This window comes from Secundilactobacillus oryzae JCM 18671 (assembly GCF_000740055.1).
Taxonomy (GTDB): Bacteria; Bacillota; Bacilli; order Lactobacillales; family Lactobacillaceae; genus Secundilactobacillus; species Secundilactobacillus oryzae.
In genome coordinates this window covers 1-14,333 of the sequence record NZ_BBJM01000038.1, presented here as the reverse complement: position 1 = coordinate 14,333, position 14,333 = coordinate 1, and the positions used below count along the sequence as shown (strand labels likewise).

Here is a 14,333-nt window from a genome sequence, read left to right as displayed (position 1 = left end):
TAATCGTATAGCGAGAACCTTTTCTGCCCATAGAAAAACTCCTCCTTAGGTAGGCAAGCTTTGATTATTTGCTTGTCTACCCAAAGAGGAGTATATCCTGCTATTAAAGCGGTTGGCTGACAATGTTTTTTAGTTTAAATAAGGGACATGTGCCGCTGACAGTACTTCGTCCCACGCTACAGGATAACCCGCACCGTGCGCGCAGAAAACGGATCCCGGCGTGTTAGCCAGATCCGCAACTGGATCATAAGCCATTTCTGTGACAACCGTTTCGGCATTGTGCGCTGGTCGATAGCCATCTACCAAACATTCTAGCTGCCCTTTTCCATGGGTATACGCCGCAACTTCTTGCGCATAGTGTTGTATTTCAGCAACTGGAGCGACACCGGTGATAACTGCCTTAGCGTTGTCATCGGTGGCATCTGGCGTCTCAAACGTACCGCTCATGCGTTGGATATCGTTCATTGCCCGCCCAACTTGGTCCTGACTAACTTCCAAGCGGAATCGATACCACGGCTCCAATAAAACAGCTTTTCCCCGTTGTTTGAGCATCATCAGACCTTGGCGCAATGCGCGCCAGGTCGCCTCCCGAAAGTCGCCACCCTCCGTATGCTTAATATGCGACCGACCGCCCACCAGCGTGATTTTCATGTCGGTGATGGGTGAACCCGTCAGAACCCCTAACTGCGTTTTAGCCTTTAAATTAGAGATAACTTGTTGCTGCCAGTTATGCGTCAACATTTCCAATGAGCAGTTGGTATCGTAAACGAGACCACTTCCCGCCGACAACGGTTCAAGGAGTAAATGGACCTCCGCGTAGTGCCGAAGGGGTTCAAAGTGCCCCACGCCCTCAACCGTGTCCGCAATGGTTTCCTTATACAAGATGTTACCCTCGCCGAAATCAACATCTAACTGGTAACGATCCAACAAAAGTTGTTTTAAAACTTCGAGCTGAATCTCACCCATAATTTGAACTTGGATTTCTTGGAGTTGTTCCTGCCATGTCACGTGAAGTTGGGGATCTTCATCCTCCAATTCACGCAAAATCGTCAAGCATTCGTGAATATCGTGGCCTTTGGGGTCAAACGAGTAGGTCAACACCGGTTGGAGCGTTGGTGCCGCCTCATCCGTTGCTGCACCAATTCCTTGCCCGGGATAAGTATCATGAAGCCCCGGAATGGTCGTAACACCGCCAGCGACGACTTCTGTTTGCGTCGTAGACTTCACACCATTATAAGCGCGCAATTGATTAACCTTTTGCCCCCCTAAAATAATGTCTTTAGGGTGAAGCGTCCCACCCGTCACTCGCAACCAGGTCAGCCGTTCCCCCTTTTCATCACGGGAAATTTTGAAAACTTTGGCTCCAAATTCTGAATTCGCTGGTGCTTCGTTCGCCCATTTTTCAATTCCGCTCAGCAATTCCGAAACTCCTTCAAGTTTTAGCGCTGCGCCAAAAAATACGGGAAAAACGGTACGAGTTTGAATTAACTGGCGTACCGTATCGTCCGCTAATTCGCCGGTTTCTAAGTAGTTCGCCAATACGTCGTTATCCTGCATGGCGACCTCTTCTTCGGTTTCTGGCGTCAGCGTTTCGCCAAATGCTAGTGCCCCTGGAGCCAATTCTCGTTGTAGCTCTGCCACAATGGTTTCGCGTTGGGCGCCCGGTACGTCCATTTTATTCACGAAAATAAAAGTCGGCACCTGATAGCGTTCCAGCAACCGCCATAGCGTCCGAGTGTAGCCCTGTACACCATCTGTAGCCGAAACCACTAAAATAGCATAATCCAGCACACTCAAAACTTGTTCAGTTTGACTCGCAAAGTCCACATGTCCCGGGGTGTCGAGTAGCGTTAAATTAAGGTTTTGAAAGGTTAGGTTTGCCTGATGCGAAAAAATGGTGATGCCACGCTTCTTCTCCAGATCATCCGGATCCAGAAAGGCGTCACCATTATCAACTCGTCCAAGTTTGCGCACTTCACCCGTTTGGTACAGCATAGCTTCTGAAAGAGTGGTTTTTCCGGCGTCAACATGCGCCACAATCCCCGCTATAACGTGCTTCATGATTGGATTCTCCCTTTAAAGTAATCGCGTCTTATCGGAAAACTAATAAGCCCCCGAAAATAATTAATAACAAATAAATATATTTCACTAACGTTTGGCTGGCAATATGGGCGCTCAACCAGTTACCAAATGGAATAACCACCAACAGTAGTGGCACGATGAACATCAGTAGTTTGATGACTTCCAACGACCAAAATCCCGATGCAATTTGGCTTGCGACCACAATAATTCCGACGCAGACAAAATGCGCCTGAAGAATACCGCGCATCGTGTCTACTGGCCATTTTTTCAGGGTCCCATAAATAACAACCGGAACCCCATGGCTATTAAACGCACTACCTAATGCACCCGAAATAATCCCAGCAACATAATCCCACCCGTTTGCTTTCAAATGAGCTTGAGTTGGTCGCTGCCGTAGAACTTTGATCAAACTGTAGGCGCCATAGCAAATCAGAAATAGGCCAAACAAATGAAGCACTAAACTCCGATCTACATATTTAATCAACGCAATCCCGACCGGAACGCCAAATAGCGAGCCAAATACCAAGCGACGGACCACTGCAAAATCAATTTTAGTGTGGTATTTAAAGGTTGCTGGCAAGGCCACCAAGAGTCCTAGAATACCAATTAAAGCGGTAGACGACTCAATATTAAAACCAACTAAGGCTAACAATGGCATCGTGACCAACGCTTCTCCAAATCCAAAAACCGTTCGGACTAAGGCGCCAAAAAGGGCGATTAAAATGATTAAAACTAACGTCATTTCGTACTCCGTTCAAATTAAATTATTTTTCCAACGTGTAAATTGTTCTCCTATCATATCCCACTTTTAGGGCCAAAGTAAAACCGACATCCGTGGATGTCGGCTTAATTGATTTAATCGTTTTCGGCTAACCAATGATCCAGTACGCTAATGAATTCATCGTGCTGATCCAGTAGCGCTAAGTGACGGCTATTCGCGAATAAGTGCCATTTAGCACCAGGAATCTGATCATAAACTGATTTCGCAATCAATGGCGTACATAAATCGTCGGTCCCGTTGGTGACTAAAACGGGAACGTGGATATTCTTCAATTGATCTGTCACCTCGAAGTCACTAATGGTACCATTTTCGGTAAACTCGTTTGGCCCTTCAGCAATCAAGCTTGCTCGTTTACCGTTCGTTGGTCGGCGTAAGGGCTCTGGTGAATTTCCGTCGGGGTCGTCCCAGCAATAACGTTCCATATAACGGTCATTGGCTGCTAAATATTTTGGACCCGTGAAATCACCAGTGCGCTCCGCTTCGGCGATGGCTTCACGATCCTCATAACTAAGATAGGAAATTAAGCGGTGTTGTTCTTGTGTCCACAACTTGATTGAGGCTGGTGACCCGTCAATCATGACACTCTTGATGCCCTTAGGATCGAAGCTCGTCAGGTAATACATTTCAAGCATGCCACCCCACGATTGACCCAGCATATGTACTTCATCTAAATGGAGATACTTACGCAACGCAATCAGCTCTTCCGCCCAAGTTTCCTTGACATAAACACTTTCATCTTCGGGTAAGGAGGATTTTCCACAGCCAACTTGATCATACATAATTAGCTGACGGCCAGTATTAGCATAGTCATCCATTAATTCAAAATAGTTGTGCGAAGAACCAGGACCGCCATGAATTAGCAGCAGTGGTGCCTTATCACTGGGTTCTCCCACGATTCTATAGTAAGTTTGATACTCACGAAATGGCATATAGCCCTCTTCAATTTTCATGGCAATCGGTCCTTTTTCTAATGAATTTGTTAGAATTCATTGTACGCCTTATTTAGCCGAATGAACGACGGAGTTTCACGTGAAACATTTTTAACTTATTTGTGCTATGTTGGTATCAGAAATTTTACGTAAAAGGAACGAACTATGAAAATTATTATTTCACCAGCCAAAAAGATGAAAGTCGATACTGATAGCTTTGCCAGTACGGCGCTACCTCAATATTTAGCAGAAACCGAGACCATCCTCGCCGCGCTTCGCTCACATTCGTACGATGAACTCCAGACTATTTGGCATTGTAGCGATAAAATCGCTCGCGAGAATTATGAACGCCTTCAACAACTAAATTTAAAAGACAATCTAACCCCTGCTTTGATGGCGTTTACCGGCATTCAATATCAATACATGGCACCCGATTTGTTCACCGAACCGGCACTACGTTATGTAGAAGAGAATCTCAGAATTCTCTCCGGCTTTTACGGTATCTTACGGCCATTTGACGGAATTACGCCCTATCGCTTAGAAATGCAGTCTGACCTCAACCTGGCTGGTCAAAATTTGTATCAATTTTGGGACAACAAACTTTATGATGCTTTAAGTGACAATGCGACTGAGCCCATCATCAATCTCGCCTCACAAGAATATGCCAAGGCGATTCAACCCTATTTACAGCCCGATAACACGTTTATCAATATCGTCTTTGGCCAATTAATTGATGGTAAAATCAAAACCCGGGCGACGCTGGCCAAAATGGCGCGTGGCGAAATCGTTCGGTTCATAGCCGAAAACAATGTGCAAACCACCGATCAACTCAAACACTTTGACCATTTGAATTATCAGTTTGATGAGCAATGGTCAACAACTGATAAGTTAGTGTTTGTGAAAGCTAATTAAAGCAGTCTAATCATTCTTCCCGCCATTTCAATTGTGCCCTCCTGAGTCAATTTAGAAAATTGACGACTCAGTGTTTCAGGAGTGATGTTCAACCAGTTTGCCAGGTCCCGTTTGCTCAAGGGGAGTTTGAAGTAGCGACTCCCAATTTGTCCGGCTGTGTCCTCTAGGTACTGGGCTAGTCGGTCATGCGCGGTTAACGTGCCATAGCGAGCACTCCGATTTTCCAAATCGGTCAGCCGATTACCAAATGCGTTGATAATACTGACGGCTAGTGACGGTGTTTCTTCCAATAATTGCTGAAAATCCGATTTGCGAATCGAGCAAACTAGCGAATCCTCAACCGTTTCCGCAAAATTATGGTGTGTGGCATTTGTGAACAACGCCGCCTCACTATCAACCGCATGACCATCTAAAAAGTAGAGAATTTGCTCCTGCCCATCCTCATCCAAGCGATACACTTTGATACGACCCTTATCAACAACGAGCAACCGATCGACATAAGATCCCGCCTCATACAGGGTCGTTCCTGCTGGACAGTATTCTTGATGCGTTGAAATAGTGGTTAATTTTTTGAGCGTTTCATCGTCCAGTCCAATAAAAATTGGTGCTGATTTAACGCACTCGAATGCAGAATGTTTTTCCATAACGCCCTCCAAAAATTGACATATATCAATTTATTTTCCTGGTTTTGATTATACACTAGGGACAGTTAATCAGAGGAGGAATTTTATCATGACTAAATATCAAGCAGAAATCGTCCCATTAAACGACAAGCAAATTGGCTCAAGTGCTCACGGTACCGCAACATTTGTTGAGGAAAATGATCAATTGACCATCACGATTGAAATGTTCGACACGCCCGCTAACACTGAGCATTGGGAACATTTCCATGGCTTCCCAGATGGCAAATCAGCTGCAATTGCAACTGAAGCACAAGACGCCAACCATGACGGCTTTGTTGATTTGATGGAAACAGAAGCCGTTTCTGGTACAACAATGGTACCGTTTGACGATGCTCCTGAACATATGGATATTCCTCACGACCGCTACCCCGTTTCGGACGACAAGGGTCACTTCTCTTACACCAAAGTGGTTCCCCTACCTGAGCTACAGGCTAACTTCGAAAAAGCCTTTGGTAGCAAAGACCTTCAACTCGACAAGCGTGTGGTTTACATTCACGGTGTGCCCGCATCCCTCGACTTGCCAGAATCCGTAGCCGGAATGGTCGGTCACTTCGATGCCCACGTTACGTTACCAATCGCGGTTGGTAAAATCGAAAAGGTCAACTAAATGAAATTAGTCCATTTAATCGTCCTCATCATTTACATCATCGGCCTAGTTGGCATGCTGAAAATGAATATGGATTTCGCCATGTACATGATGTTCGCCGGAATGATGATTGAATGTGTAGCACATTTATTAGAACCGAATAAGCATTAAAAAATAAAGCTTGATTCCGATTGGGATCAGGCTTTTTAGTATTCGGTAGATTGTAAATAAAAGGTTGAACTGGGAGCTAGCCATTAACTTTAATACGGATTAATAGCTAAATCTAAAAGGGGCCTCGTATTCGAAGCCCCTTTTGGTATGGTGTAAACAGTTTTAAAATATATTGTTTTTAACTAATTTAAATCGTCGCTGTTGCGTGCGTTTACTAATCCCCGTCTTTCGTTCAATCATCTTATAAGTCATCCCCTGTTGTCGTAACTCATAAGCAAATTTGATCTGTTCATCGGAATACGTTTTCGGTCGCCCTTCCCGAAACAACGGATCATGTTGCTTGGCATACAATTTACCTTCTTGTGTTCGCGTGACAATCATATCGCGTTCAAACTGCGCAAAGGCGCTAAATATTGTAAAGACTAGTTGTCCAGTCGGCGTATTGTCAATTAAGCCCATATTCAAAATGTTAACTTTGACATTTTCTTTAAACAACTCTTGTATAATGGCTAAGGCCTCGCGTGTGTTCCGTGCAAACCGATCCAACTTAGTGACAATCAAAGTATCGCCTGTTTTTAGAACGCGCAACAGTTTTTGAAACTCCGGTCGTTCGGTAGTTGTGCCGGTAAACTTTTCTTGAAAGATTTTTTCTGCTCCTGCCAATTTTAGTAACTCAATTTGATTTGCTAATTTTTGATCAGTGGTAATGACCCGCGCATAGGCATATTTCATCTTTTTATCTCCTTACTTATGTCATTAAGTAATGACACGGTTCTAACCCTTTAATTATACAGTATCAAAAAAGAGGCCACAACTGTTAAGTTGTGACTTTACTTGTTCTATTAATTATGTCTCTATGATATTTGGTGTTTACGGATAAAAAAAGGACATATCGTCCTGTGCTACAATCGAGTCGACCAAAACCAATTGAAAGCGAGTGTCAGATATGTCCCAAGACCATTCTACTCTAAAGTACTGCTCCAAATTAAAGACCCAAATATTACTGATTTAGTTGTTCAAGAAGCTACTAACGGAAGCCTACAAGTGCTTGCGAAGCCAATGTATCCGGTTACTGTTTGCGCACGTTGTGGCAAACGTTCCATGGTTAAGAATGGCTTTATATCAGAGTTTCTAGAATTAGCGAACAGACCATCATTCTTAACTTAAAGAAGTAGCGATTTATCTATAAAAGCTGTGGTAAAAGTAGTTTAGCAACGACCACACTGGTTAAAAAGCATCATCAAGTATCTGAAAACAGTCTTCATGCCATTGATCCATTATTAACTGAAGACCGTACGATGGCGAGCATTGCGGCTCAATACAATGTCTCGACCAATACGATTAGTCGCCGAATAACGTTACTCGGACAAGGCACCCAACCAGCTTTCAACGGTCTCCCAACTATGCTTTGTATCGACGAGTTTCGACTGGTGAACAAATGAGTTTTATTGCGGCGGGTGCCCAACATTACAGTTTTACCATGGCGTAAGAATGCTGATATTAAAAATTTCTTTCTCAATTGTTATTCTAAACGTCATCGTGAGCGCGTAACTCGGGTTGTCATGGACTTTAATTCTCAATATCAACCTGCTCTTCGAACACTCTTTCCACACGCCAAACTGATCGTGGATAACCTTCATCTTGCTCAAATGGCCGTACAAGCTTTGAATCAAACTCGGGTACAACTCATAAAAAATATGACTACGGACGGGTATCAAATGATTTCGCAGAAGGTGTGAACTGTAAAATCAAGCAAACCAAAAGAACAGCGTATGATTACAAGAACTGGAAAACCTTTATTTATCGAATTCGGGATTGGAATCAAAATCGAAAAAAGAAACCAATTCGTAAATAAATTGGTTTCTAAATATAACTTCGTCAACACCGGTTGACAGAGGCACCTTTAATATCTCCTGTGGACATTGGCTTTTTTAAATTTGAATTATGCCTAGAAGCCTATGTTAGAAGTCATAGTCGCCGCTACTCATAGCTTCAGCATTACCCATTAGATAGCCAGCACCAACTTGTGAAAAGAAATCATGATTGGCCGTTTCGGTTGAAATTCCGTTCATTACGATTGGGTTGATATCTTTAATCTCAGCATTGGGGAAGCGAGATTCGAAGCCCATATTTTGGAGCGCCTTGTTGGCGTTGTAGTGAACGAATTGTTTAACGTCTTCCGCTAAACCAATCGGCGCGTAGACTTCTTCGGTGAACGCAAACTCGTTCTCAAGGAGATCATCGAGCAACTCATCCATCCACTTTTTGAATGGTTTTTGTTCAGTCACTGATAGCTCGTTATATCCCAATTGGAATTTGTAGCCGAGGTAGGTACCATGAACAGATTCATCGCGGATCACTAGTTTGATGACTTCAGAAAGATTTGCCAGCTTATTGTTACCACGGTACCAAAGTGGGGTAAAAAAGTTGGTGTAGTACAAAATTCCTTCAAGAAAGACGCTTGCGACTTTCTTTTCAAGGTTGTTTCCCGTTTGATAAATATCATTGATCCGTTTGGCTTTGTATTGCATTCGGGGATTATTGTTCATCCACTTAAACACTTCGTCAACAGTGGCTTGATCGTTCAAAGATGTCAAAATAGTGCCGTAACTTTTGGCATGAATTGACTCCATCATCAAAAAGTCATTGAGGACTGCTGCTTCTTTTCGTGTCCGAACGTCGGGCCGCATCACGTCGACTCCTTCTTCGGATTGGAGTGTGTCCAGCAAGGCTAATCCACCCACAACCCGATTGATAACCGATTTTTCGGTGCCAGAGAGTGTCCGCCAGTCCCGTAAATCATTAGAAACAGGTACTCGCGTATCCAGCCAGTATTGTGCCGTTGCTTTATCCCATACATATTCGTCAAGTTCGTCTTCGATGATGTCCCAATTAATTGTTTTATAGCTCATTAGTTGAATACTCCTTAAAAGTCGTAGTCGTCATCGGTCATTTTTTCAGTGTCCGATTCATTGTTTGCAGCCGTTACCTGTTGCAAGAATTGATTTTGGTCAATCATCAGTTCTTTGAGTTGCGCCACTAGTGAAGACGGTTGAACTTCGTAGACAGCGTTAAAGCCAAGTGACATTAATGCATGATTGGCACCATAGGAGGCCAGATTGATGGCTTCGGTGGCATCGTCAAGGTTAGCTTCTAAGAAATCTTTTTCGGTTTGCATGAGTTGATCAAACTGGGTGTTAATCCAATGCTGCAGTTCGGCTTGGTCACTTGACGCGAGGTCTTCAAACCCAAGGTGAAATTTGTAGCCGACATAGGCACTAAAGATGGCACTTCCACGAAGAATATTGGCCAACATTTGGTAGGTATTGACGAGAGAATGGGTTTGAAGGGTTGTCCAATATTTACCAAATGAAAGGCCAGTTTCGGTCAAAATAAAAAGGGCTTTTTTTTGTAAAGCCGTGCCATTGATGCTCGTTTGAGCGAGTTGGTCGATTTCAGCTTGCAGATTGGCATTATCATCTGCCCAAGTAAAACTTTCATCGCCGTTACCCGGAATCAGAGCCCGGAAAATGGTCGTACAGCTTTTGGCATGGACTGATTTCATAAAGGTAATGGTGTTTAATACGGATTCTTCTTGTTGAGTTCTCCGATCGTGGCGAATAGCAGGGGTGCCAACTTCTGATTGGTAGACGGCTAACATTGATGTACCTGCCAACATACGAGTAATGGCCTGTTGTTGAGTATCTGATAGCTGTTGCCAAGCCGTTTGATCATTCGTGATGGGAATCCGAATGTCCAACCAAAAGTTAGTGGTGAGTCGTTCCCACATGTATTTATCGAAATTATCTTTAATATCATCCCAGTTAATTGCTTTGTAGTATAAATAGTCCATCGTTATTTGTTCGTCTCCTTAATTAGGATTCATGGGTATATGGGTCTTGTGACCCAATAACGTATGCCGGTGTGTTAAACGGCCGGTAAGACCCCAAATGAATTTCCTAGATCATACATGATTCACATTCATTTGCCGTTTTAATTTCATCGTCTTCTGTGAATGTTCGAATGTAGTAAAGTGACTTGATGCCCTTGGTCCAGGCGTAATTCCGTAACCGGTTAAGGTCCCGGGTCGTCATCTTCAAGTTGTCATTGTCCTTCCACTCGTAAAGGTCGGGTTTCAAAACTGAACGCATGAACAGTGTCAGACTCATGCCTTGATCAATGTGTTTTTGCGCTACGGCATAGGTATCGATGATTTTGCGTTGGTCGATATCATATGCGGGCGTGTAGTAGGGCAAAGTTTCGTTAGACAGGTAGGGTGCCGGGTAGAAGATTGATCCCACTTTATTTTCCTGCCGTTGTTCTACTAATTGTGTGATTGGGTGAAGTGACGCACTCGTTTCATTGACGTACGAAATAGAACCATTCGGTGCCACGGCAAGTCGGTTACGATGGTAAAGACCATCCGCCATGACGGCCTGTTTGAGGGCCTCCCAGTCGGCAACAGATGGTAATTTAATGTTTTTGAAAATCTCTGCAACTTTAGTGCTCTTAAATTCAAAGTCGGCGTTCAGGTATTGATCAAAGTAACTACCATCGGCGTATTTTGATTGCTCAAATTTGGCGAAGGTTTTGTGACGTTCGCGTGCAATTTGGTTACTCGTGACGAGTGAATAGTAGTTTAAGGCTAGGAAGTAAGCATCCGTAAACTCAAGGGCTTCTGATGAGCCATATTCAATTTGGTGGCGTGCAAGGGCGGTATGCAGACCCATGGCACCCAATCCGATCGTATGGTAAAGTTCGTTACCATGTTTAACGGTTGGGACTTCCTTGACGTTGGTTGTATCGGTCACGAGGGTGAGCGCGCGAACGGCGACCGCAACCGAGCGACCAAAGTCTGGCGAATCAATCATATTCATAATATTAGTTGATCCGAGGTTACATGAAATATCGGTACCAATGGTCTTATACGATAGATCATCATCAAGTTCTGAGGGTTCCTGGGGCTGGAGAATTTCACTACAGAGATTACTCATAATAATTTTGCCGTCGACAGGGTTCGTGCGGTTCGCCGTATCAATGTTCAAGATGTAAGGATACCCAGATTCTTGTTGGAGTTGAGAAATCTTTTGTTCTAGCTTCCGGGCGTTAAAGACCGATTTTTCGATATTCGGGTTGGCAACCATGTTGTCATATTCCTTCGTGATATCAATGTAGGCAAATGGCGTGTGGTATTCGCGTTCAACGTCATAGGGACTAAAAAGATACATCGGTTCGTTAGTCTTGAGCAATTCATAGTATTTATCGGGAACGATCAGCCCGAGGGACAGGGTCTTCACCCGAATTTTTTCATCCGCATTTTCTTTTTTAGTATCCAGAAAATGTAAAATATCGGGATGGAAGACGTTGAGATAAACCACTCCGGCACCGTTACGTTGACCAAGCTGGTTACTGTAACTAAATGAGTCCTCAAGTAACTTCATCACTGGTACAACCCCGGACGAGGCGTTGGCAATTTTTTTGATAGGATCGCCTGAGGCACGGAGATTTGACAGGTTAACACCGACGCCACCGCCAATCCGTGATAGTTGAAGGGCGGAATTAACGCCACGGCCAATAGAGAGCATGGAATCGGCCATATCAATTAGGAAACACGACACCATTTCTCCGCGGCGCTTTTTCCCCGCGTTGAGAAAAGTAGGAGTGGCGGGCTGGTAACGCTGTGAAATTAATTCATCGGCAACGTCATTAGCAAGTTGCTCATCACCGTTTGCAAGGTAGAGAGCATTGAAGACAACACGGTCGATAAAGCCTTCCAAGAATTGTTGTCCGTCGTTGGTTTTCATGGCGTACTGTGTGTAAAACTTGTACGCGCCGAGAAAGCTGCGGAAATGGAAGTGATGGTCTTTCATTCGGTCGAACAAGGACCGCACAAATTCGTGGGAATACTGATTCAAGATATCTGGATCAATGTAATCTTCGTCGACTAAGTAGTTTAATTTGGTATCCAATGAATCAAATTGTTTAGTCTTTGGTTCGACCGTCTCTTCAAAATAGGCCTTGAGGGCTTCTTGATCGTAATATAGCGGAATTTCTCCGTCGACAGGGATGTTTACGAGGTTATTTAAGTAAAAATAGGTATTTTCCATTTCTGGGGTGCTAGTTACCATTAGGGATTACTCCTTTGTTGTTTGAAAACAAAATTGATTGCGATAGGTTAAGATGGCATCGGCAATGCGAGGAATGTCGTGTGCGGTGCCACGTAGCTCAAAATCGGTAATGTAAGGAAAATCGAAGCGTTTAGCATATTGTTTAGCCGTGAGTGCAAACTGCTTATTAAAATTACGATTACCGCTACCGATAATACCGTAGCAATGCTGGTAATTGCCTTCGTACGCGAGGTAATCTCCCAAAATAGTAGTTAATATTTCAGTATAACCGTCATTAACCCCATTACCACCTTTAAGAAAGGCTGGTAGGAAGGTAACAAACGGCTGGTCAAGAGTGGTGAATTCAGGGTGTTCTTTAACATTAATGGAACTAACCCGAACATGACGTTCTTTCTCAAAGTATGTTGTCAGTCTGCTAACAAAATATTTTGTGTTGCCACTCAAGCTGATGTAGAGGATATTTATGGTTTCCGTAACTAATCATCGTCCTTTTTCTATATATGGTGGTTAGAATGACATTATAGCACTACATATAGTAATTGCAACAATCAGGTAAATTAGTTAAAGGTCTGATTGAGCTAAAAATTGTGTTGGAAAGTTCATGCGAGGTGGCTAAAATGAGCCCACTATTGGTATTTTCAGCTTCACTAAAGGACGATTATTCATGCGGCTGTGAGTCTTGCGAGATGACTTTACCCGTCGGCGCAACTTCACTGTTAGTCAGTTCTAAGCGGCCGTCGACGGACATGGTAGTTCCGGTTGGTTCATTTTGAACCAGTGTACAAAGGAATCAACACTGTGAATACGCGGCTTACAATGCAATCCAAACACTAATTGGCGGAAGAATTCAGGTACCCTTAACACCTAACTTACAGCGCGACAGGCCATCCGATGGTTGTCATAAATCAATTGAGCATTATCCGCAAAGTAGGTCTTAAAAGGCTGATGATTAGCACCAATTTGACAACCCGTTCCACATTTCAACTCATGACTGATCGTACTAGAGTTGCGATGAAGGTTACTGGCAATCCGACGGCTGGTCTTGCTGTCGAATTGACGAGCCATAATTAATTCGGTAGATTGCAACTTTAATCCAAATTTTTTGACAAATTAGTCAGCATGACTTGGCAAGGTGTTTGCCAGTTGAGTACTTTAAGCGGTCTTTGGTTAATTTGGAGTAACAGAGTTGTCAAATCTTGAGCACTAATGTGCTCAAAACAAGTCCCTTTAGGGTAAAAATAATGTAAGTTCCGATTAAAGCGTTCATTACTAGCGCGTTCAGCCGCTGGCATAAGCATGACAGTAATAGACCCTGGATACCTTACCGTGGTTCAAATGAAACCAGGCCGCTTAAAAGTTGTTAGAAACTTAGTTAGTGCTTCATTAACAGTTGCTGCTGTCCGATCTTTTAGCTGGTTAGCCCAAAGAAAACGTGATTTACGATCGAGTAAAGTTAATAAAACTGCCTTACTATGTCCTCGAGGGCCAACAACCGTATCCATTTCAAAGTCACCGATGCGATTACGTTGATTAATTACGCTTGGTCGTTTTTCAATTGACTGACCTAATGATTGGTTATACTTGGACCGTTGGTCAACGTACGCCATGTTCAGGTAGATCATTCCAGGGGAAATCAATTTTCCCCTGATTTAACCAATTGTAAATAGATTTAGTAGCTAGTTTAAATTCGTGAGCAATCATTTCTGGTGACCAGCTTAGACGTAAATGGTTTAGAATGGTTTGCTTTAATTCGTCACTCAGTTTAGTTTTCCGACCACATCGTGATCGCCCATTTGGATATTGGACAGCCCTAGTTCACAAAAAGTTTCGATTTTAATTCGTTCAAAATAGGTTATACTAGACAAAAGATCAGCTCCTAAAAGATGGGTTTGTGGTAAACACCATTTTAGAGGAAGCTGATCTTTTTTGTCCGAACAGCGTTCGGATTAATTTTACAATCTACTATCATTTGAAGACCGCGTTGTCATCGAAACACTTCATCATGAAAAGCACTCACTTCAATATATTGCCGATTATTCAGGCTTTAGTAAAACCACTATC

At 43.3% G+C, this 14,333-nt stretch carries 13 protein-coding genes and 5 pseudogenes; 7 read left to right on the top strand and 11 right to left on the bottom strand.

Annotated elements, in window-relative coordinates; genetic code table 11:
* Positions 1–129: 129 nt before the first annotated feature.
* From LOSG293_RS08550 to pepI, 3 genes are all read right to left on the bottom strand, one after another.
* Positions 130–2,061: an elongation factor G gene (locus LOSG293_RS08550; RefSeq protein WP_034529340.1), complete on the bottom strand. Its 1,932-nt coding sequence runs from the start codon at positions 2,059–2,061 to the stop codon at positions 130–132.
* 31 nt (positions 2,062–2,092) lie between these two features.
* The gene (locus tag LOSG293_RS08545) at positions 2,093–2,824 is read right to left on the bottom strand and encodes a sulfite exporter TauE/SafE family protein (protein WP_034529338.1); all 732 of its coding nucleotides are present in this window, start codon (positions 2,822–2,824) and stop codon (positions 2,093–2,095) included.
* A 113-nt stretch (positions 2,825–2,937) separates the two neighbouring features.
* Positions 2,938–3,813 (bottom strand): proline iminopeptidase, encoded by an 876-nt coding sequence (gene pepI / locus LOSG293_RS08540; protein WP_034529334.1) that lies wholly within the window; start codon positions 3,811–3,813, stop codon positions 2,938–2,940.
* A 144-nt stretch (positions 3,814–3,957) separates the two neighbouring features.
* On the opposite strand from pepI, the gene yaaA reads away from it, so the two are divergent.
* Positions 3,958–4,704, top strand: coding sequence for a peroxide stress protein YaaA (gene yaaA, locus LOSG293_RS08535; RefSeq protein ID WP_034529332.1), 747 nt, complete (start codon positions 3,958–3,960; stop codon positions 4,702–4,704).
* On the opposite strand, the gene LOSG293_RS08530 is transcribed toward yaaA, so the two are convergent.
* Positions 4,701–5,348, bottom strand: coding sequence for a Crp/Fnr family transcriptional regulator (locus LOSG293_RS08530; RefSeq protein WP_034529329.1), 648 nt, complete (start codon positions 5,346–5,348; stop codon positions 4,701–4,703). The two genes, yaaA and LOSG293_RS08530, sit on opposite strands and share 4 nt — an antisense overlap.
* A gap of 88 nt (positions 5,349–5,436) precedes the next feature.
* Here LOSG293_RS08530 and LOSG293_RS08525 point away from each other — a divergent pair, with 88 nt between their 5' ends.
* Entirely contained in the window at positions 5,437–5,994 is a 558-nt protein-coding gene (locus LOSG293_RS08525) for a hypothetical protein (protein ID WP_034529326.1), read from the top strand.
* Positions 5,995–6,144 (top strand): hypothetical protein, encoded by a 150-nt coding sequence (locus LOSG293_RS10005; RefSeq protein ID WP_160171722.1) that lies wholly within the window; start codon positions 5,995–5,997, stop codon positions 6,142–6,144.
* Positions 6,145–6,306: 162 nt separating this feature from the next.
* Here LOSG293_RS10005 and LOSG293_RS08520 read toward each other — a convergent pair whose 3' ends face one another.
* Positions 6,307–6,876 carry a recombinase family protein gene (locus tag LOSG293_RS08520; RefSeq protein ID WP_034529323.1) on the bottom strand — a complete coding sequence of 190 codons (570 nt, stop codon included), beginning with the start codon at positions 6,874–6,876 and terminating at the stop codon, positions 6,307–6,309.
* A gap of 214 nt (positions 6,877–7,090) precedes the next feature.
* Here LOSG293_RS08520 and LOSG293_RS08515 point away from each other — a divergent pair.
* Both LOSG293_RS08515 and LOSG293_RS10390 read left to right on the top strand, forming a co-directional pair.
* Positions 7,091–7,838, top strand: a pseudogene (locus tag LOSG293_RS08515) (transposase); the annotation flags it as partial.
* Between the two features lie 39 nt (positions 7,839–7,877).
* Positions 7,878–7,999: pseudogene (locus LOSG293_RS10390) on the top strand (hypothetical protein); the annotation flags it as partial.
* Positions 8,000–8,105: 106 nt separating this feature from the next.
* Here LOSG293_RS10390 and nrdF read toward each other — a convergent pair.
* The 4 genes from nrdF to nrdI all read right to left on the bottom strand — a co-directional run bounded on the left by nrdF (position 8,106) and on the right by nrdI (position 12,737).
* Positions 8,106–9,056, bottom strand: a complete 951-nt coding sequence (nrdF, locus tag LOSG293_RS08510; RefSeq protein WP_027821209.1) for a class 1b ribonucleoside-diphosphate reductase subunit beta — start codon at positions 9,054–9,056, stop codon at positions 8,106–8,108.
* A 14-nt stretch (positions 9,057–9,070) separates the two neighbouring features.
* Complete coding sequence (locus LOSG293_RS08505; protein WP_034529317.1) at positions 9,071–9,997, bottom strand: ribonucleotide-diphosphate reductase subunit beta; 927 nt, start codon at positions 9,995–9,997, stop codon at positions 9,071–9,073.
* Positions 9,998–10,103: 106 nt separating this feature from the next.
* Positions 10,104–12,251, bottom strand: a complete 2,148-nt coding sequence (nrdE, locus tag LOSG293_RS08500; RefSeq protein WP_034529343.1) for a class 1b ribonucleoside-diphosphate reductase subunit alpha — start codon at positions 12,249–12,251, stop codon at positions 10,104–10,106.
* 27 nt (positions 12,252–12,278) lie between these two features.
* Positions 12,279–12,737 (bottom strand): class Ib ribonucleoside-diphosphate reductase assembly flavoprotein NrdI, encoded by a 459-nt coding sequence (nrdI, locus tag LOSG293_RS08495; protein WP_191976231.1) that lies wholly within the window; start codon positions 12,735–12,737, stop codon positions 12,279–12,281.
* Between the two features lie 480 nt (positions 12,738–13,217).
* Here nrdI and LOSG293_RS10280 point away from each other — a divergent pair, with 480 nt between their 5' ends.
* Positions 13,218–13,343, top strand: a complete 126-nt coding sequence (locus LOSG293_RS10280; RefSeq protein ID WP_268870197.1) for a hypothetical protein — start codon at positions 13,218–13,220, stop codon at positions 13,341–13,343.
* A 17-nt stretch (positions 13,344–13,360) separates the two neighbouring features.
* Here LOSG293_RS10280 and LOSG293_RS10385 read toward each other — a convergent pair.
* Together LOSG293_RS10385 and LOSG293_RS08490 are read right to left on the bottom strand one after the other, a co-directional pair.
* A pseudogene (locus LOSG293_RS10385) lies at positions 13,361–13,583 on the bottom strand (transposase); the annotation flags it as partial.
* Between the two features lie 32 nt (positions 13,584–13,615).
* A pseudogene (locus LOSG293_RS08490) lies at positions 13,616–14,137 on the bottom strand (IS30 family transposase); the annotation flags it as partial.
* A gap of 94 nt (positions 14,138–14,231) precedes the next feature.
* On the opposite strand from LOSG293_RS08490, the pseudogene LOSG293_RS08480 reads away from it, so the two are divergent.
* A pseudogene (locus LOSG293_RS08480) lies at positions 14,232–14,333 on the top strand (helix-turn-helix domain-containing protein); the annotation flags it as partial.